At 67.7% G+C, this 17,180-nt stretch carries 18 protein-coding genes, 1 tRNA gene and 1 pseudogene; 10 read left to right on the plus strand and 10 right to left on the minus strand.

What is annotated here, in order from left to right; all coding sequences use genetic code 11:
* Positions 1-45 precede the first annotated feature (45 nt).
* Positions 46-1,323, plus strand: a complete 1,278-nt coding sequence (locus ACZ7D7_RS14750) for an MFS transporter (protein WP_470824564.1) — start codon at positions 46-48, stop codon at positions 1,321-1,323.
* Positions 1,324-1,333: 10 nt separating this feature from the next.
* Positions 1,334-2,620 (plus strand): phosphorothioated DNA-binding restriction endonuclease family protein, encoded by a 1,287-nt coding sequence (locus tag ACZ7D7_RS14755; RefSeq protein WP_470824566.1) that lies wholly within the window; start codon positions 1,334-1,336, stop codon positions 2,618-2,620.
* Positions 2,621-2,661: 41 nt separating this feature from the next.
* Here ACZ7D7_RS14755 and ACZ7D7_RS14760 read toward each other — a convergent pair whose 3' ends face one another.
* Both ACZ7D7_RS14760 and ACZ7D7_RS14765 read right to left on the minus strand, forming a co-directional pair.
* Positions 2,662-2,913, minus strand: a complete 252-nt coding sequence (locus tag ACZ7D7_RS14760; protein WP_470824567.1) for a hypothetical protein — start codon at positions 2,911-2,913, stop codon at positions 2,662-2,664.
* A gap of 7 nt (positions 2,914-2,920) precedes the next feature.
* A complete protein-coding gene (locus tag ACZ7D7_RS14765) occupies positions 2,921-3,379 on the minus strand; it encodes a hypothetical protein (RefSeq protein WP_470824568.1) in 459 nt (152 codons plus the stop codon).
* A 409-nt stretch (positions 3,380-3,788) separates the two neighbouring features.
* Here ACZ7D7_RS14765 and ACZ7D7_RS14770 point away from each other — a divergent pair, with 409 nt between their 5' ends.
* A complete protein-coding gene (locus ACZ7D7_RS14770; protein ID WP_470824570.1) occupies positions 3,789-5,252 on the plus strand; it encodes an FG-GAP-like repeat-containing protein in 1,464 nt (487 codons plus the stop codon).
* Between the two features lie 71 nt (positions 5,253-5,323).
* Here ACZ7D7_RS14770 and ACZ7D7_RS14775 read toward each other — a convergent pair whose 3' ends face one another.
* Together ACZ7D7_RS14775 and ACZ7D7_RS14780 are read right to left on the minus strand one after the other, a co-directional pair.
* Complete coding sequence (locus ACZ7D7_RS14775; RefSeq protein ID WP_470824572.1) at positions 5,324-5,770, minus strand: PIN domain-containing protein; 447 nt, start codon at positions 5,768-5,770, stop codon at positions 5,324-5,326.
* On the minus strand, positions 5,767-6,009 hold the full coding sequence (locus ACZ7D7_RS14780) for a type II toxin-antitoxin system Phd/YefM family antitoxin (protein WP_470824573.1): 243 nt from the start codon (positions 6,007-6,009) through the stop codon (positions 5,767-5,769). The genes ACZ7D7_RS14775 and ACZ7D7_RS14780 overlap by 4 nt, the downstream gene beginning before the upstream one ends.
* Before the next feature lie 286 nt (positions 6,010-6,295).
* On the opposite strand from ACZ7D7_RS14780, the gene darT reads away from it, so the two are divergent.
* Complete coding sequence (darT, locus tag ACZ7D7_RS14785) at positions 6,296-6,991, plus strand: type II toxin-antitoxin system toxin DNA ADP-ribosyl transferase DarT (RefSeq protein ID WP_470824574.1); 696 nt, start codon at positions 6,296-6,298, stop codon at positions 6,989-6,991.
* A gap of 37 nt (positions 6,992-7,028) precedes the next feature.
* Positions 7,029-8,090: a type II toxin-antitoxin system antitoxin DNA ADP-ribosyl glycohydrolase DarG gene (gene darG / locus ACZ7D7_RS14790; protein ID WP_470824575.1), complete on the plus strand. Its 1,062-nt coding sequence runs from the start codon at positions 7,029-7,031 to the stop codon at positions 8,088-8,090.
* 265 nt (positions 8,091-8,355) lie between these two features.
* On the opposite strand, the gene ACZ7D7_RS14795 is transcribed toward darG, so the two are convergent.
* From ACZ7D7_RS14795 to ACZ7D7_RS14805, 3 genes are all read right to left on the minus strand, one after another.
* Positions 8,356-9,006: a hypothetical protein gene (locus tag ACZ7D7_RS14795; protein ID WP_470824576.1), complete on the minus strand. Its 651-nt coding sequence runs from the start codon at positions 9,004-9,006 to the stop codon at positions 8,356-8,358.
* 74 nt (positions 9,007-9,080) lie between these two features.
* Positions 9,081-9,758 (minus strand): P-loop nucleotide/nucleoside kinase family protein, encoded by a 678-nt coding sequence (locus ACZ7D7_RS14800; protein WP_470824577.1) that lies wholly within the window; start codon positions 9,756-9,758, stop codon positions 9,081-9,083.
* Positions 9,755-10,183: a UTRA domain-containing protein gene (locus ACZ7D7_RS14805; protein WP_470824578.1), complete on the minus strand. Its 429-nt coding sequence runs from the start codon at positions 10,181-10,183 to the stop codon at positions 9,755-9,757. Before ACZ7D7_RS14805 ends, ACZ7D7_RS14800 begins: the two co-directional genes overlap by 4 nt.
* A 4-nt stretch (positions 10,184-10,187) precedes the next feature.
* On the opposite strand from ACZ7D7_RS14805, the pseudogene ACZ7D7_RS14810 reads away from it, so the two are divergent.
* From ACZ7D7_RS14810 to ACZ7D7_RS14820, 3 genes and pseudogenes are all read left to right on the plus strand, one after another.
* Positions 10,188-10,724 (plus strand): annotated as a pseudogene (locus ACZ7D7_RS14810) (DUF3631 domain-containing protein); the annotation flags it as partial.
* A gap of 183 nt (positions 10,725-10,907) precedes the next feature.
* The gene (locus ACZ7D7_RS14815; RefSeq protein ID WP_470824579.1) at positions 10,908-11,093 is read left to right on the plus strand and encodes a helix-turn-helix domain-containing protein; all 186 of its coding nucleotides are present in this window, start codon (positions 10,908-10,910) and stop codon (positions 11,091-11,093) included.
* A gap of 15 nt (positions 11,094-11,108) precedes the next feature.
* A complete protein-coding gene (locus tag ACZ7D7_RS14820) occupies positions 11,109-12,257 on the plus strand; it encodes a tyrosine-type recombinase/integrase (protein ID WP_470824581.1) in 1,149 nt (382 codons plus the stop codon).
* A gap of 66 nt (positions 12,258-12,323) precedes the next feature.
* Here the strand turns inward: ACZ7D7_RS14820 and ACZ7D7_RS14825 are convergent.
* A tRNA-Arg gene (locus tag ACZ7D7_RS14825) sits at positions 12,324-12,399 on the minus strand.
* A gap of 100 nt (positions 12,400-12,499) precedes the next feature.
* Positions 12,500-13,810, minus strand: a complete 1,311-nt coding sequence (locus tag ACZ7D7_RS14830) for a M6 family metalloprotease domain-containing protein (protein WP_470824583.1) — start codon at positions 13,808-13,810, stop codon at positions 12,500-12,502.
* Between the two features lie 295 nt (positions 13,811-14,105).
* Between ACZ7D7_RS14830 and ACZ7D7_RS14835 the strand changes: the two genes are divergently transcribed.
* Together ACZ7D7_RS14835 and ACZ7D7_RS14840 are read left to right on the plus strand one after the other, a co-directional pair.
* Entirely contained in the window at positions 14,106-14,750 is a 645-nt protein-coding gene (locus ACZ7D7_RS14835) for a TetR/AcrR family transcriptional regulator (RefSeq protein WP_470824584.1), read from the plus strand.
* A gap of 209 nt (positions 14,751-14,959) precedes the next feature.
* Positions 14,960-16,489, plus strand: a complete 1,530-nt coding sequence (locus tag ACZ7D7_RS14840; RefSeq protein WP_470824585.1) for an MFS transporter — start codon at positions 14,960-14,962, stop codon at positions 16,487-16,489.
* Positions 16,490-16,590: 101 nt separating this feature from the next.
* Here the strand turns inward: ACZ7D7_RS14840 and ACZ7D7_RS14845 are convergent, their stop codons facing one another.
* Positions 16,591-17,103: a MarR family winged helix-turn-helix transcriptional regulator gene (locus tag ACZ7D7_RS14845; RefSeq protein ID WP_470824587.1), complete on the minus strand. Its 513-nt coding sequence runs from the start codon at positions 17,101-17,103 to the stop codon at positions 16,591-16,593.
* Positions 17,104-17,180: the final 77 nt, after the last annotated feature.

Genomic DNA, 17,180 nt, shown 5'->3' on the forward strand with positions numbered 1-17,180 from the left:
GCGAAACAGTAACAACGGCCGAGGACGGGCTCCCAGACTCCGCTCATGACTCCACCCACGCGGGACGACACGGCCGGCCCCGCCGCCGCGCCCCGGTCGTCGTCGTCCGGCTACACCTCCCTGTTCCGCACGAGGGAGTTCACCCCGTTCTTCCTCGCGGCGTCGGCGCAGGGCGTGGCCCAGACGATGGGCGGACTGGCCCTGGGCACGCTGGTGTACCGGGCGACGGACTCGCCGCTGCTGTCGGCGCTGAGCATGTTCGGCGCGTCGCTGGCACAGGTGCTGGGCGCGACGCTGCTCCTGTCGGCGGCGGACCGGCTGCCCCCGAGGGCGGCGATGACGACGCTCTCCCTGGTCTTCGCGGCGGCCACGGCCCTGATGGCCGTACCGTCCCTGCCGATCTGGGGCATCTTCGCGGCACTGCTGGTCAAGGGCCTGCTGGCGTCGGTGGGCGGCGGAGTCCGCTGGGGCCTGCTGAACGAAATCCTCACCAAGGACCGCTACCTGCTGGGCCGTTCGGCCTTCAACCTGATGAGCGGCGTCACGCAGATCACCGGCTACGCGGCCGGCGGCGCCCTCCTCGCCCTCCTCTCCCCGCACACGATTCTCCTGCTCGCCGCGGCCCTGTACCTGACGGCGGCCCCGACCCTCTTCCTGGGCCTGCGCACCCGCCCCCCGAGGGCAACGGGCCGCCCGTCCCCGCGCACGACCTGGCGAACCAACGCCCGGCTCTGGTCCTCGGCCCCCCGCCGCCACGTCTACCTGGCCCTGTGGATCCCCAACGGCCTGGTGGTGGGCTGCGAATCCCTCTACGTCCCCTACGCCCCGGAATCCGCGGGAGCCCTGTTCGCGTGCGCGGCCCTGGGCATGCTGGCCGGCGACGTCCTGGTGGCCCGGTTCCTGCCCCCGGCGACCCGCTCCCGCCTGGGCATCCCCCTCCTGCTCCTCCTGGCCACCCCGTACACCCTCTTCTCCCTCCACCCCCCGCTCCCCGTCTCGGCCTTCCTGGTCACCCTGGCCTCGGTCGGCTTCGGCGCGAGCCTGATCCAACAGGAACACCTCCTCACCCTGACCCCACCCACCCTCACGGGCCACGCCCTGGGCCTCCACTCCTCAGGCATGCTCACCCTCCAGGGCGCGAGCGCGACCCTGGCAGGCACCTTGGCCCAACTGACGTCACCGGCCTGGGCGATGACGACACTGGCGGCGGCCTCGGCGGGGGTGACGGGGGTGCTGGGGGTGGCGATGCGACGGGAGAGGGCGGCGTCGGCACGACGGGAAAATGCAGCGGCGTCGGGGGCCGATGTCGGTGCCCGCCCTTAAGGTCCATGCCATGGCGCTCACGGACATCACGCGCGGCGAGGTGGAGAAGGCCGTCGAGGAATGCGACCGGCTCGGCCGCGACGCGTTTCTCGAACGGTACGGATTCGGGCGTGCCCGCCGCTATCTGCTGGTCCACGAAGGCCGTTACTACGACTCGAAGGCGATCGTCGGAGCCGCCCACGGCTACCTGCCCGGCCAACGGCCCCTTACGGCACGGGACTTCTCGGGCGGGGCGGCACACGCGGTCGGCCTCCTGCGCGGGTTGGGGTACGAGGTCGCGGAAGACGCGGCACCGATGGGCCGGACGGAGGGCGTGGTGGGGGACGCGCCGGAGGCCGCGCCGGTGGGGGCTCTCTCCCACGACGAGCTCGTCCACCGCGTCACGAACCTGAAGGTGAGCCGCTCCGGCGGCAGTCCGGCCCTCTACAAGCCCATCACCATCCTCTGGGCGATGGGCCGGGCCGCCCGAGGCGAGCCCAGGCTGCTGCCGTGGACCGAGACCGAGGAGGCCCTGAAAGCGCTCCTGCGACGGCACGGCATGCGGGGCGAGCGTCCCCGACCGGACTATCCCGTCGCGTCCCTCCACCGCGACGGCCTGTGGACCCTGCACCACGACACGGACGCCGCCCCCACCGCGCACGGTGACGCCGAACTGCGCCGGTGGTTCGCCACCCACCAGCCCCTCGGCGGTCCGGCCGAGCCGGTGTACGACCTGTTCCGGCACTCGACCGTGACCCGCCTCGGAGTCCTCGACGTCCTCCTGGCCACGTTCTTCGCCGACCTGGACCCCACACCGCTCCTCGCCGACGTCGGCCTGGAAGACGCGGAGCCGGACGAGCGGCCCGCCCGGCCGGTCCGGCCCGAGCAGGCCCCCGAGCCGTGGCTGATCAGCGCCGCGGACTACGAACGCGGCTGCCGGCTGGTCGAGGAACGGGAGGCGAAAACCCACGGCACGCGCGTCCCCCGCACGACCAACCGCCCGCACCGCTCACGCGCCGCCCGACTCCTGGTCCTGAGCCGCAGCGGAGGCCGCTGCGAGAACCCGCACTGCACCGGCCAGCCGGCCGACGTGACCGACGCGCGCGAGCCGATACTCGAAGTCGACCACGTCACGGACCTCACCCGAGGCGGACGCGACCACCCGAGCCAGATGGTGGCACTCTGCCCGAACTGCCACGCGGTGAAGACGCGGGGCAGCACCCGCGAGACCTTGCGCGACCTACTGCGCGAGGTCGCGAACGCACGACACCGGGCGGCCCGGTCGGCGGCACCGGCAGACGACGCCGGGGACGACTGACGAGAACCGGACCGCGTTCACGAGCGACGACCTCCGCGAGGTCAGGGGCGCGGCCCTGACCGCTTCCCCGCCGACCTGTCCATCCAGGCCTGCACTCCCCACCGGGCGAGAACGCCCACGGCCAGGGCGGCGAGGATGGCGCCCCAGTCGATGACGTGCGGGAGGCCGGGGAAGAAGGCGAAGAAGGCGAGGGTCAGGACAAGTCCCGTCACGAAGGCGACGATTCCGGCCCGCCGCCGCGACTCCTCGTGCTCCCCGTCCGGTCCCGACGACCGCTCCTGCTCATCGATCATGAAGGCCTCACTTCGTGATGTGGTGGCACTGACTCACGCGTCGCACCCCGTTGACATAGAGGTGGGCGCACGCCTTGCCATAACGAGGCAGCGTCTGAGGAGAGTTGTTCCGCATCGGATCGATCTTGCACTCGCTGTGCGTGCGACCGCGGGACGTCCGGTAGATCCGGTTGCTGGTGTCGGCGTACGAGAAGTCGATGCGCCAGTTGCAGAAGCCGCTGCTGAGCGCGCCGACGAACGCACAGTCCACACCGGCGTTCTGGTAGGTGATCTTCCGCCCCTTGCCCCGGATGATGTGGGTGAATGTGCACCCCGTCGGGACCTTCATGGTCACTCCGCCGACGCTGTACTCGAAGGTCCGCACGGGCGTGGTTCCGACGGCGGTGGCGTGTGCCCCGGCGGGAGCGGTGAGGATGAGCGCCCCCGCGGCGAACAGGGCCGTGGTGAGGCGAGTGAAGCAGTTCATGGCCAAGGTGGACCTCTCCTGATGATCTCTGCTTGAGCACCGGAGACAACGCCCCTCCGCGCCGCTGAGGTGTGGGACCCAGCGTGATTCACCGCGATGTGTGATCGATCAGTATCTGCCGCTGACCTGCAGAAACGATCGTAGCGGCAGAAATGGAGGAAGAGGCCCGATGAAGGCCTCGCCGTCGATCGGCCACGAATTTGACGCCACCTGCCGGGGGTCTGTCGTGAAGTCTTCGGCGCGAGGCGTTACGGGTGGCTGCGACCGAGCACACCGAGCACAGCGGCCCCACCGTGCCCAGCACAACCGACGGGGGGCGTCCAACCGAGGGGCGCAGCAGGCAACCATTCGGTCGCCTCAGGAGTCACCCGTGTGAACACAGTCCCAACCCGAGGTGAAGAGGGCCGACGTGCGTAGAAGACTTCCGGCAGTTGCCGCCGTGGCGGTGCTCGCGACAGGCGGCCTGGCCGTGCCCCTGACGACTCCGGCCTCCGCCGCCGGCGCCGGCGCCGACGACTTCAACGGCGACGGCTACCAGGACCTCGTGGTCGCCACTCCCAAGGCCACGGTGAACGGACAGACGCAGGCAGGCCAGTTGACCGTCCTGTACGGCTCGGCCTCGGGCGTCTCGCCCAGCCGTTCCGCACTGATCAGCCAGAACACCACCGGGGTCCCGGGCACGGCGGAGGCGTACGACAAGTTCGGCACGTCCTACGCCACGGGAGACCTCGACGGCGACGGCTACACCGACCTGGCTGTCGGCGTGCCGTCGGAAAAGGCCACGGCCGCCCCCGACTTCGGCATCGTCCAGATCCTGTGGGGCGGCTCCAGAGGACTCGTCAACGGTGCGCTGACCGTGTACGCGGCGTCCGACTCCTCCGCCCGCTACCTGTACGGCTCCAACCTCGCGGTCGGCGACTTCGACGGCGACGGCCGCGACCAGCTCGCGGTCACCGGCCACTCCGGAATCTCGGTGTTCGACAACGGATTCACGCGCAGCACGACGCCCGCCCGAACAGACCTCTCGACCGGCCCCGCAGGGAACACCCGAGGAACCGGATCGATCGTGTCGGGCGACTTCGACGGCAACGGCGCCGCCGATCTGGTCGTCTCGGGGGACAACGACTACGAGGACGACGAGCACGGCGAAACGGGCGTGTGGCTCGGCTACTACGCGGGCGGCGCCGCCGGCATGACGTTCACCGGCAATCCCGCGAGCGTGCCGCTCACCGCCGCGCACGCACGGGCAGCGGGCGACTTCGACAAAGACGGCTACGACGACCTGGTCACCTACGGACAGGGAACCTCGGGAGCAGGCACCATCGCGGTCCACTACGGCGGCGCCGCCGGCATCCCGGGCAGCACGCGCGGCCGGCTGATCGACCAGGACACCGCGGGGGTGCAGGGCGCGAACGAGCCGGGCGACGGCTTCGGAGGCGCCGTCTCCGTCGGCGACGTCAACGGCGACGGCTACGCGGACGCGGCAGTGGGCGCGCCCGCCGAGGCCGTCGGCACCATCGAGTACGCCGGAGCGATTTGGCTGCTCAAGGGCTCGGCCTCAGGACTGACCGGCACCGGTGCCCAGACCTTCACCCAGAACACCACGGGCGTGCCCGGCACCGCGGAGTTCGCGGACCACATGGGATCCGCCCTCCGCATCCAGGACCTGAACGCCGACGGCCGCGCGGACCTCACCGCCGCCGCCCGCGGCGAGGACGTCTTCGACGACGACCTCCACCACGCCGACGGCGCCGACTGGATCCTGCGCGGCACGGCCTCGGGCCTAACGACATCCGGCGCGCAGTCGTTCAGCGAGAAGGCCTTCGGCCTGACCTACCGCAACAAGTCCTTCGGCTCGGTCCTCGGAGGCTGACCGAACCATTGCGAGGCGGCACACTGCGGCAGTACTGAGCCGTCGCCCCGGGCCGGCCGGGAACGCCGGGCCTACAGATCCTCGGGCAGGAGCCGGAACGCCGGGTGGCCGGTCAAAGGCCGGATTATGCGGAAGTGGCGGTCGGTGGTGAGCAGGGCGTCGGTGCGGTAGGCGGCGGCGAGGGCGACGTTCATTGCGTCGGTGAGTCCGATGCCTTTGCCGCCGTCGGCGTCCGCGTAGCCTTCGGCGACCGCGATCGCCGCGCTCAGGTGAGTGCTGACGGAGGGCACCTCGAAGCGTCGGGTTGCGACGTTGCGCTCGATGAAGCGCGCCGCGATCAGGGCCTTACTGGCTCCGGCACGGGTTGAGATCAGGTAGTCCAGTTCGGCCAGGACCATGGGGGAGATGATGAGGTGGCTGGTTGTTGCCAGCGCCTTCTTGTGTTCCGGGTGGCCGGTGAGTGTCGGGTCGAGCAGACGGTACAGGCCGTTGGTGTCGGCGACAGCGACCAGGCTCATGCACCCATCCCCTTGAGGGTGTCCTCGATCTCATCGTTGGTGAGGTCGGGCAGGCCGAGGTCGGGGAGGTCGAGGTCGCCCATGGCGTCGGTCGGGTACGAGGGCACCTCATTGTCGTTTATTGGGACGACCCGTGCGACGGGAGTCCCGTTCTTGGTGACAGTGACGGTCTCGCCACGGGCAGCGGCGGCGAGGATCTGGGAGGACTTCTGGTTGAATTCGCGGGCCGTGGTCTCCATGTAGTACATGTTACTACTAGGGGAGTGTCTCCGGAGCGCATGAAAGAGGCTCCCTGTTCGGATGAAACAGGGAGCCTCTGACGCTCTGAACTGCTGCGCGAGCTGTGCCCCCGGCAGGATTCGAACCTGCGACACCCGCTTTAGGAGTTCCTTCCCCGAGTGTCCAGGCCAGGCGCGTGGTCCACTGCCGCCGCCTGCAAGGTGCAGGACTGTACCTTCGGATACGGCAACGTCCGCTGCCGTTGCCGTCAAGCATTGCCGTCAAAGCCACTGTTATGAGGCATGGTTGACGGTTAAGCAGCTGACGTCGGCAGCCACAACTGTGGTCTACTCAGCTCTTGTGATGAACGTTGGGGAGCAACCGCTGTTCCACTTCACGCACGTGAGCAACCTGCGCGACATCCTCGCCGAGAAGCAGTTGGTCTCGGACACCGTCATGCAGGGCCGAGGAGGCGTGCTGAGCGAGTGCGGAGACAAGGCGGTCAAAGCTGAACGGCGGTCGCGACAGATCACTGTCCCGCCGTACGGTTGTCCAGCCGACTACGTCCCGTTCTACTTTGCCCCACGCTCCCCCATGCTCTACGTGATCAGCCGGGGCGGAGTGGCCACCTACCAGGACGGGCAGCCTCCACTCGTCTACCTGGTCACGTCCGTCGACGGCGTCGTGGAGTCCCACAGGCCTTACGTGTTCAGCGATGGCAACTGTGCAAGCGCGATCACCAGGCACTTCACCGACTTGAGCATGATGCCAAGCGTTGTCGACTGGGAGATTATGGCTGCGCGGTACTGGAACAACACCGCCGACGACGGAGATCGCATGCGCCGGCGCATGGCGGAGCTACTAGTGCACGGTTATCTGCCCGTGACAGCTGTGCATGAGGTGGCGACCTACGATCATGAACACGCTCAGCAGGTACGACACCTGCTGCGTGAGGCAGGGGCGGAGCTTCCGGTGAGTGTCAGACCCGAGTGGTACTACTGACCTAGCGGTAACGAACGAGCCCCAAGGAAGGACAGCGATGATCACGCGCGGCACCGGCAACCTGCTTCTAGCAGATGTCGATGCCCTTGTTAACACGGTCAATACCGTGGGCGTCATGGGCAAGGGCATCGCCTTGCAGTTCAAGCGGGCCTATCCGGAGAACTTCAAGGACTACAAGGCGTCCTGCGATCGTGGTGACGTCATGGTCGGCCGGATGCACGTACATGAGGTCGAGCAAGTGGGCGGCCCAAGGTTCATCATCAACTTCCCGACGAAGCGCCACTGGCGCGCGCCCTCGCGGATCGAAGACGTCGCCTCGGGGCTCGTAGCGCTGCGTGACGAAATTGTCGAGCGTGGGATCAGGTCTATCGCAGTACCACCCCTTGGTTGTGGAAATGGCGGACTTTCCTGGCATGAAGTTGAGCCGATGATCCGTCAAACATTGGGAACTATTCCCGGGGTCGAAGTTCGCGTTTACGAGCCGTCCGGTGCTCCCAATGCATCATCGATGCCAAACGCCACTCAGGCACCCGCAATGACGCGTGAACGCGCAGCATTTCTCGCTGCGCTCGATCGGTACATCAGAAGTGGAATTTCGCGCGGCCTTGCTTTTGAGCCACGCGTTTCGCTTCTTGAGGCACACAAAGTTGCCTACCTTCTGCAGAAGTTGCGTCTAACGCTGGGGCTTCACTTCGAGAAGGGAATCTACGGACCGTACTCGCAGCCCCTTGATAGGGCAGTCTCTGCGATGGAAGGTCACTTCGTCACGGGTTTTGGTGACGGTACTAGTGGAGCCCAGGCAATTCTGGAGCTCAACAAAGACTCCGTCAATGAAGCTGAGCGGTTCCTGAAGCAGTACCCAGAGTTCGAAATAATCGCGGCCAAGTTCGAAGCCCTAACAGCAGGTTTCGAGGACGCGTTCGGTATGGAACTACTGAGCACCGTTCTCTTTGCTGCTGAAGAACTAGTGACGCCTCCGCCAAGCCCTGAATCGGTAACAGCGTGCATTAGGGCATGGAATCACCGAAAGGAGCGCCTCTTTACGGAGGCCCACGTCCAAACAGCATGGCAACGCCTGTCTGAGGCTGATCTGCTGTAAGGATCTGAGGAGCGAACGGTCACTTGCGGCGCGACGTCACGGTGCGAGCTGCCGTAGCAGTGCGAGTCAATCGCCGATGACGGAGTAGCTCAGTCTCGATGATGGTTTGCCTTGCCGAGCCTGCGCCGTATCTTCAGGTATGGCAACGTCCCGTTCCCTTCCGCCTCAGGCGCAGCCATCAGCGCTCGCCCACTTTGTGGGTCGTTCCTGTTTGTCCAACTGGCAACGCTCCGGGCTGCCGTGTCGCGTCCCTGAGTATCCGCGGCTAGCGAGGCCGCTGGTCGGTCGCTGTCCCAGTTACATCGGAAGACGGGGTGCGAGCTAGGGAGTCAGCAATTGTTGGAGGCTGAAGCGTGCTCTGCTGTCCTTGGCCGAACCAATAACCGATGATGGCGCCAGCGATCCCAGTGACCGGGGTGATGTAGAGACTGAAGTCTCTTGCGGTGATCCCAGCAATCATGGCCACCCACGGGGAAGCGATGATTGAGAAGACCACGGCGACCAACGCCCAGCCACGAACACTTTCTGCACGTTGAATAAGACCGGAGTGGTGATAGGCAAGATCCGCCCGATGCTTCCGGTCTTCAAGCTCCACTTGCCAACGCCGCTCGGTCTCACGTAGGCGTACCTCGGCGTCGATCTCCTTAGGGGTTTCCGGTCGCTTTCCGAGATGAAATGTTGACTGATCTTGCGTAGATGCGAGTCGCTGATTCTCTTCCTGGAGAGCGACTAACTGTTCCGTCAGGCTGTCTATTTCAGCTGTCTTATCCCTCCACATGTGAAGGTTCAACACATCACGCTTGAGCAGGAGCCGGTACTCAGTAATCCAGTCCTGCTCTGATTCCGGCATTCTCCCCATTCGCCATTCATAGGTCTGCCCATCAAGCTCAAACCCGTCTTGGCCTAGCTCAGACATGCGCACTCCCCTCCTTGCACCCAACTACCGGCGCTCAAGTAATAACGTCACATCTAGCGCTCTACTGACGCTCGTCAACGGCCAGAAGCTTCCAGTACCGCGAGCACGGCCGACGGGTCACCGTCGTACAACACGTGCCGTTCATCTGCCTGTGGGGGGATGAAGCGCCTGCGGTACCGCTGTAGGTCGCTCTCGGAGAAGTAGATCGAGTTTGGGTCGTTGGCGTGGAACTCGTTGCGCTTGCTGATCCTCGCCCACAGCTCTTCATGGCTGGCAGCGAGGTAGACGAGCATGGGGCTCGCTCCGGCGTCGGTAGCGATCGCTCGCCACTTCGACCGGTCCTCCGGAGTCCAGAAGCCGTGGTCAACGACGACATCGTGCCCGGCCTTGAGGTGATCCCGTAGTTGGACCGCTACGTCTTCTAGAACGGGGCGTTCAAGGGTGGGGAAAACCCCCCGGGGGAAGTCCACGCCGTAGACGCCGTGTCGACGGAACATCTCTTCGTCTGGGCACAGCCGTACGAACCCACGGGCGGTGAGGGCGCGGGAAAGAGTCGTCTTACCGGAGCCGGGGAGCCCGGCCATGAGGACACAGAACGGCGGACGTGGGGGCATCGGTCTCGTCATGGTTCGGGAGATGGCGGCCACCTCTGCTTCTGCTTCGGGCGTGATTGTGCCAGCCCTGCGGGCCGCAAGTAGTGCATCCAGGCGGTCTTCGAGCACGCTCATGAGCGTGTCGTCCACGGCCGTCACGGGTTCACCTCCGATTCCGTACGCCATGTCCGGCCCGGGCCGCCGAGGTCGACGCCGTACTCCACAATGTTGCCCTCGCTGTCCACGAACTTCGCTGTCATCACGACCACTGGGTCCGTCGGCGCATTGTCGGGGTCCAGCTCCAGGAGTCGCGCGTACTCCGGCGTCAGCAGGCGGGCTGAGGCTATGTCGATGCGGTGGCTGATCGGGCGGCCGGTCGCCTGGGCGATGAGCTGGAGTGAGGTTCCGCCCGTTAGTCGTTCGCTCGCTGTGAGCTGAGGAATCAGCTCTCCGTACTGCCCGGGAATCCACGATGTGCTGTGAGCGACGATGCCATGCCGGTCCCGGTATACGCGGCTACGGCGCACCACGTCGGAGCCGGGCTGAATGTCCAGTGCTTGCGCCACTTCATCGGGTGCGGGCACAACGGCTGCCTGGTGCGAGTCGGAGCGTTCGCCCGCCCCCCAGCTAGACCCGGTACGGCGCCCCGGTCCTGCCGCTGCGACCCCGACGACATGGAGGCCGGCCGGTCCAGCACTTCAGTCCCGATCCCGTGGATGCCACGCACCAGCCCTTCATTGCGCAGCTTGCGCAGGGCTTTCTCCGCTGTCGCCGTGCTCACCTTCCAGCCTCGGAGTGCGGCTGCTCACCGACCTGCGCGACCACGTCATGGTCGGCATCGATCGCCTGCCCACGGTCGCCATCCTGGACCGGCTCAACGCCCTGGACGACGCCCCATGGGCAGACCTGCACGGCAAGCCGCTCGACAACCGGCGCTTGTCCCGGATGCTCGCCGAGTACATGACGGCGGACAACGAGCCCATCACCTCCCGCAACATCAAGGCCGCCGGGAGCGTCCTCAAGGGCTACTACGCCGCCGATCTCGCCGACGCGTGGGCGCGCTACTGCCCCCCACCCCCGGAAAGTCCGCTACCTCCGCTACCAGGCACCCAAAACGTGGCCTGACCAGCAACAACGCGGTAGCGGCAACCCGTCCCGGTTGCCGCTACCCCACCGCTACCCATCCGCTGCCGCTACCCCTTCCCGCTACCTCCAACAGGCCCCTGACCTGCGAGGTAGCGGAGGTAGCGGAAGTAGCGGACTTCCAGAAGGGGGCTCAAGGCCCCTCGTCGCTCACGGAGGTTCGAGGTGCGAACCGCCATCCCGTCCGAACAGCCCCAAGCCCTCATGGTCCCCGAAGTGATGACCGCCCTACGCCTCAGCCGCAGCAAGGTCTACGACCTGATCCGTTCCAAGGAACTGCCGAGCTACACGTCCGGCCGGGCCCGTCGCATCCCGGTGGAGGCCGTACGCGCGTACATGCAACCGACTTGAGGAGAACGCAGCCTGATGGCACCCCGCAAGAGGAACCCGAACGGTGCCGGGAGCATTTGGCAGCGCAAAGACGGTCGCTACGAAGCCCGCGTGTACGTCCCGCAGCCGGACGGCACCCGCAAGCGCAAGACGGTCTACGGTGCTACGTGGCAGGAGTGCGACACCAAGCGTCAAGAGCTGGTGCGCCGAGACCGCCAAGGCATTCCTACCCCCACCCGCTCCGCGAAGCTTTCCGAGTGGCTGCCGTATTGGCTCGCGCACTACGTTCAGCCGCGACGAAAGCTCAGCACGTACGACAAGTACGAGACGCACGTTCGGCTCTACCTGGTGCCCTTGCTCGGTACCAAGCGGCTGGAGTCGCTGAGTGTCGCCGACGTGCGCCGCTTCATCACGCGCATGCGCACCACTCACACGGCTGCCACTGCCAAGGAGGCGCACCGCGTGCTCCGTACCGCGCTTACGGCGGCCGTACGGGAGGAACTGATCACCCGGAACGTCGCCTCGCTGGTGGAGCCACCGCGCGTCAAACAGCGGGAGATTCGACCCTGGTCACTGGAAGAGACGTTGGCCTTCCTGGAAGCGGCGCGGAAGGACCCGCTGTACGCCGCATTCGTCCTGGCCATCGCCATGGGCCTGCGACGCGGTGAGCTTGTTCGCCTTCGCTGGTCCGATGTGGACCTGGACAACCGGGTGCTGCACGTCCGCCACCAAACGCAGCGTCGCAGGGGTGAGCTGTACGACGACGACCCCAAGAGCCGTCGCAGCCGCGTGGTGCCGATGCCTGCGCTGTGCCTCGCTCCGCTGCGCTGGCACCGGCTACGCCAGCGCGAGGCGTTCGACCGCACGGGCGTTGCCTGGTCGGAGAGTGGCTACGTCTTCGCCACGAGGAACGGGCGGCCGGTGGAGCCCCGGAACGTCTACCGATCCTTCACCAGGGTCGCCGGTGATGCTGGGCTGCGAGTGGTCCGGCTGCACGATGCTCGGCACGGCACTGCCACGCTACTGACGGCTGCCGGTGTCGCGCCCCGGGTCATCATGGAGATCCTGGGACACAGCCAGATCAGCATCACGATGGACGTCTACACGCACGTCGTGCAGGACACCCAGCGCGAGGCGATCAGCCACATGGACCGGCTGCTGAAGCGACGGCGGCCGGCTGCCTGAATGCGACTGCCGTCAAATGGTGCCGTCAAAAGGCCCCGGACCATGATCAGTCCGGGGCCTTTTGCCTGGTGCCCCCGGCAGGATTCGAACCTGCGACACCCGCTTTAGGAGAGCGGTGCTCTATCCCCTGAGCTACGAAGGCGAGGATCACGAGGTGATCCGGCGACTAGCGTAGCGGATATGGGATCCGCAGTGGCAAGGTTCCCGTTGCCGCAGGTCAGGGTGGCCTCGCGTCGGTTTCGTCAGCCTTCCTCCACCCCCTCCCCCCGAGTCACCCGCACCCGGTAGACCCCCTCCAGGTCCGCCGCCGCGACCGTGATGCGGATTCCTCGGCGGGGGTCCTTGAAGGTCTCGCCGGGGGCGAACGGCGCGTCGGAGAGTTCCGCGTGGACGTTGGGGCTGCGGGTGCAACCTCCGCTGTCGCGGCGGGAGTCGAAGACCGTGACCGGGCCCATGCCCGTGTCGACGTCCGCGTCCACCTTGTAGATCAGGACGCCGGGGCGGCAGACCACCTCGTCGTTGCCCGCGCGCGTGCGCAGTTCGACGGCGTAGCCGGAGCGCTCGTCGAGCGGGACGACGATCAGCTTCGGACCGTCCTTCTCCGCGAGCGGCGTCAGCGCGTACTCGGCCGTGCCGGGGGCCGCCGCGCAGTGCACCTGGGACGCGTCGAGCCAGCCGAGCTTCCACTTGTGCCAGCCGAGCGTGTCGTTGTTGGCGCCCCAGTCCTCGCTCATGATGTCCCAGTGGCCTACCGCGCCCCCGCCCTCCTGGGTGTAGAGGTCGGGCAGGCCGAAGACGTGGCCGTTCTCGTGGGGCAGTACGCGGTAGCCGGTGCGGTGGTAGGAGCCGGAGCCGTCGTCCTGGCGGGAGTAGACGAAGGAGGCGTTGGCGACCGGGACGCCGTCCGCGGTGGGGGCCTCGGTGTTCCCGGCGAAGGTGACGGACAGGACGGTGTCGAGCGCGGACGGGCCGGCGTTGGGCGTCACCAGCACGTTCACCAGGTCGTACGTCCGGAAGTCCACCTTCGGGTCGGCCGTCGTGACGATGTCCCGGACGAGTTCGCGGTAGCCGGGGTCGAAGGGCGCGCCGCGCTCTATGCCGTACGCGCGGAAGGGCTTCGGCATGCGCAGCCAGTCCCGGACCGGGACCTCGGGGCGGTATTCGAGACGGCCGTAGGAACTGGTGCGGAACCAGTCCTGGGTCTGCGGGAAGAACTCGCGGAACCGGTCGAGGGCGCGGCCCCGGCCCGGCGCGTCCGAGAAGTCGATCATCAGGGTGAGGGCGCGGACCGTGCCGGTGGAGCGGGTGTACCCGCGCGGGGTGGGGACGCCCTCGGACATCTGGACGTCGCGTCTGCCGTTGATCATGCAGGGACCGAGCGCCGAGGACCGGCCGAGGGCGATCGGGCCGGCGCCGGCCGGGGAGGAACCGGCGGAGAGGTGGCCGCTGCCGGCCGAGCTGCCGACGGCGAGGGTCAGAGCGGTCACGCCCGCGAGGGCGGCCGCGCGGCGGGTACGTATCCGGCTCCGGCGGGCGGTCGGCTTCGGCTGCATACGGGCCCCTCGCTCCAAGGCAGCCGCCGGTCACCGGCTGCACCCTTTCGATCACCCTGAGCCGGTGGGTGCGCGGGCGCGCGCTGGAGGAGACCGATCGTGGGTATCACGGCCGGGCCGACCGCAGTTGAGTGACGCGGGTCACAGGAAAGTTCTGGGCGGGGCGGAAATAACCGGGGACCGCTTCCCCGTTTAGACCTGTGTCCAAGCGAAACGGGGAACAGGTCCCCGGATCGCTCCGGCGCCGGCAGCCACGGGGCGCCGGTCATCAGTCGTCAGACCTCAGGAGTACGCCGTGGAGACCGCGACCCCCGCACAGCGCAAGGTGCCCCGGCCGCGCGCCGACGCCCTGCGCAACCGGGAGCGGATCGTCACCGCCGCCCGGGAGATGTTCGTCGAGCACGGCCCCGACGTGCCGCTCGACGAGATCGCCCGCCGGGCCGGCGTCGGCAACGCCACGGTGTACCGCAACTTCCCGGACCGCGACGCGCTGGTCCGCGAGGTCGTCTGCTCCGTCATGGACCGTACGGCGCTCGCCGCCGAGTCGGCCCTCACGGAGACCGGCGATGCCTTCGAGGCGCTGGAGCGCTTCGTGCACACCTCCGCCGACGAACGCATCAGCGCGCTGTGCCCGATGATCTCCAGCACCTTCGACCAGCACCACCCCGACCTGGAGGCGGCCCGCGTACGCGTCGAGGAGCTCATCGCCGGGATCATGGAGCGGGCCCGGAACGCCGGGCAGCTCCGCCCCGACGTGGGCGTCGGTGACCTGATGGTCGCCGTGGCGCAGCTCAGCAGGCCGCCGGCCGGTACGGGGTGTCTGAGCGCCGACCGCTTCGTCCACCGCCATCTGCAGTTGTTCCTGGACGGACTGCGGGCCCCGGCCCGGTCCACCCTGCCGGGCACGGCCGCGACCCTTGAGGAGCTGCGCAAGTCCTGAGCGCCGGCCCCACTGGGCTCCCGCCGCACCGGCCGTCGACGAGGACGCGCCGGCGGCCCACCACACCCCTTTTCGCTCCAGACGCCGACCTTTCGTCCTGATTTTCCGTCCCGTTTCTTCGTCCCGTTCCTTCCGTCCTGATTTCGCGTCCTGATTTCTCGTCCTGGTTTTTCGTTCCGAAGTCCCGAAGTCCCGAAGTGGGTACCACCATGTCTCAGACAGTTCCGCGCGTCCCCGACGCCGCCCCCGACGCGGGTCGTTGGAAGGCCCTCGTCTTCATCGCGCTCGCCCAGCTGATGGTCGTCCTGGACGCCACCATCGTGAACATCGCGCTGCCCTCCGCCCAGCAGGACCTCGGCATCTCCGACGGCAACCGGCAGTGGGTCGTCACGGCCTACGCCCTCGCCTTCGGCGGTCTGCTGCTGTTCGGCGGCCGGATCGCCGACCTGTGGGGCCGCAAGCGCACCTTCGTCCTCGGCCTCGCCGGCTTCGCCGCCGCCTCCGCACTGGGCGGCGCTGCCACCAACGAGGCCATGATGTTCGGCTCCCGCGCCCTCCAGGGCGTCTTCGGCGCGCTGCTCGCGCCCGCCGCGCTGTCCCTGCTGGCCGTGATGTTCACGGACGCCAAGGAGCGTGCCAAGGCGTTCGGCATCTACGGCGCGATCGCCGGTGGTGGCGGTGCCGTCGGTCTGATCCTCGGCGGTTTCCTCACCGAGTACCTGGACTGGCGCTGGACGTTCTTCGTCAACATCCCGTTCGCGATCGTCGCGGCGGCCGGTGCCTGGTTCGTCATCCGTGAGCCGGAGGGCAGCCGCAACCGCAACCCGCTCGACGTCCCCGGCGTCCTGCTGTCCACGCTCGGCCTGGTCGCGCTCGTCTACGGCTTCACCCGCGCCGAGTCCGACGGCTGGAGCGACTCCGTGACGGTCGGCATGTTCGTCGCGTCGGTCGTGCTGCTCGCCGCGTTCGTCGTGGTCGAGGCGAAGGTCAAGGCCCCGCTGCTGCCGCTGCGCGTCATCACCGACCGCAACCGCGGCGGCGTCTACCTCTCGCTGGGCCTGGCGATCATCGCGATGTTCGGCCTGTTCCTCTTCCTGACCTACTACCTGCAGATCGTGAAGGGCTACTCGCCGGTCAAGACGGGCTTCGCCTTCCTGCCGATGATCGCGGGCATGATCACGGGCTCCACCCAGATCGGCACCCGCCTGATGACCCGCGTCGCTCCGCGGCTGCTGATGGGCCCCGGCTTCCTGGTCGCCGCCCTCGGCATGCTGCTGCTCACCCAGCTGGAGATCGGCACCTCGTACGCGGCCGTGCTGCTGCCGGCGATGCTGCTGCTCGGGCTCGGCATGGGTACGGCGTTCATGCCCGCCATGTCGCTGGCGACGCAGGGCGTCGAGCCGCGTGACTCCGGTGTCGCCTCCGCGATGGTCAACACCTCGCAGCAGGTGGGCGGCGCGATCGGCACGGCCCTGCTGAACACGATCGCCGCCTCGGCGACGACGTCGTACATCGCCGACCACATCGGCTCGGCGGCCTCCCGCTCCCAGCAGCAACTGGTGCAGCTGGAGGGCATGGTGCGGGGTTACACCAGCGCCATCTGGTTCGCCGTCGGCATCCTGGTGGTGGCCGCGGGCATCGCGATGACCTTCATCAACGCCGGGCGCCCGGGTGGCGTGACGGTCGCCTCCGGCGGGGGCGCGAAGGACGAGGTGCCGGTCCCGGTCGTCGCCCACTGAAACCTCGTACGGACGGGGAAGGGACGCCCTGTCCGTACGAACCCCAGGACCTGCCCCGGTCCCGCGTGACCCGCCCGCCGGTCTCCGGAGGGGGAGGGCGGTCAGCGGAGCCAGGGCAGGTCCGCGCCCGCTTCGCTCGGCTGGAGTCCCTCGGCGATGATCCGCATGATCTCGCCGAGGGACTCCTGCTGTTCGGTGGAGAGCCGGTCGAAGACCGCCTGCCGTACGGCGTCCACGTGGCCCGGCGCCGTCCGCCGCAGCACGTCGAAGCCCTCGTCGGTCAGCACCGCGAACTGGCCCCGCTTGTCGGAGGGGCAGTCCTCGCGGCGCACCCAGCCCTGCTTCTCCAGGCGCGCGATCGCGTGCGAGAGACGGGAACGGGTGATCTTGGCGTGTTTGGCCAGTTCTGTCATGCGAAGCCGCTTGCGCGGGGACTCGGCGAGTTTGACGAGCAGGCCGTAGTAGACGTGGGGCATGCCCGCGTCGCGCTGAAGTTGACGGTCGAGGTGGTCCTCGAGCAGGACGCTGGCCTCGATGTACGCGCGCCAGACGCGCTGTTCTTCGCTGGTGAGCCAGCGGGTCTCGCCGGCCTCGGAAGCGGGTGCCCTGTTCATGCATCCACTTTACGACCGCTCTGCTTGAAACTTAAACAAACACTGCTTACTCTTCCTTCAAGGAGATTGAGACTTCA

The sequence above is a fragment of the Streptomyces sp. NPDC037054 genome, from assembly GCF_055606745.1.

Excerpts from the sequence above, each read along its gene's own strand:
- ACZ7D7_RS14750 (WP_470824564.1), top strand. The coding sequence starts at position 46 with ATGACTCCACCCACGCGGGACGACACGGCCGGCCCCGCCGCCGCGCCC.
- ACZ7D7_RS14755 (WP_470824566.1), top strand. The coding sequence starts at position 1,334 with ATGGCGCTCACGGACATCACGCGCGGCGAGGTGGAGAAGGCCGTCGAG.
- ACZ7D7_RS14760 (WP_470824567.1), bottom strand. The coding sequence starts at position 2,913 with ATGATCGATGAGCAGGAGCGGTCGTCGGGACCGGACGGGGAGCACGAG.
- ACZ7D7_RS14765 (WP_470824568.1), bottom strand. The coding sequence starts at position 3,379 with ATGAACTGCTTCACTCGCCTCACCACGGCCCTGTTCGCCGCGGGGGCG.
- ACZ7D7_RS14775 (WP_470824572.1), bottom strand. The coding sequence starts at position 5,770 with ATGAGCCTGGTCGCTGTCGCCGACACCAACGGCCTGTACCGTCTGCTC.
- ACZ7D7_RS14780 (WP_470824573.1), bottom strand. The coding sequence starts at position 6,009 with ATGGAGACCACGGCCCGCGAATTCAACCAGAAGTCCTCCCAGATCCTC.
- darG (WP_470824575.1), top strand. The coding sequence starts at position 7,029 with ATGATCACGCGCGGCACCGGCAACCTGCTTCTAGCAGATGTCGATGCC.
- ACZ7D7_RS14795 (WP_470824576.1), bottom strand. The coding sequence starts at position 9,006 with ATGTCTGAGCTAGGCCAAGACGGGTTTGAGCTTGATGGGCAGACCTAT.
- ACZ7D7_RS14820 (WP_470824581.1), top strand. The coding sequence starts at position 11,109 with ATGGCACCCCGCAAGAGGAACCCGAACGGTGCCGGGAGCATTTGGCAG.
- ACZ7D7_RS14830 (WP_470824583.1), bottom strand. The coding sequence starts at position 13,810 with ATGCAGCCGAAGCCGACCGCCCGCCGGAGCCGGATACGTACCCGCCGC.
- ACZ7D7_RS14840 (WP_470824585.1), top strand. The coding sequence starts at position 14,960 with ATGTCTCAGACAGTTCCGCGCGTCCCCGACGCCGCCCCCGACGCGGGT.
- ACZ7D7_RS14845 (WP_470824587.1), bottom strand. The coding sequence starts at position 17,103 with ATGAACAGGGCACCCGCTTCCGAGGCCGGCGAGACCCGCTGGCTCACC.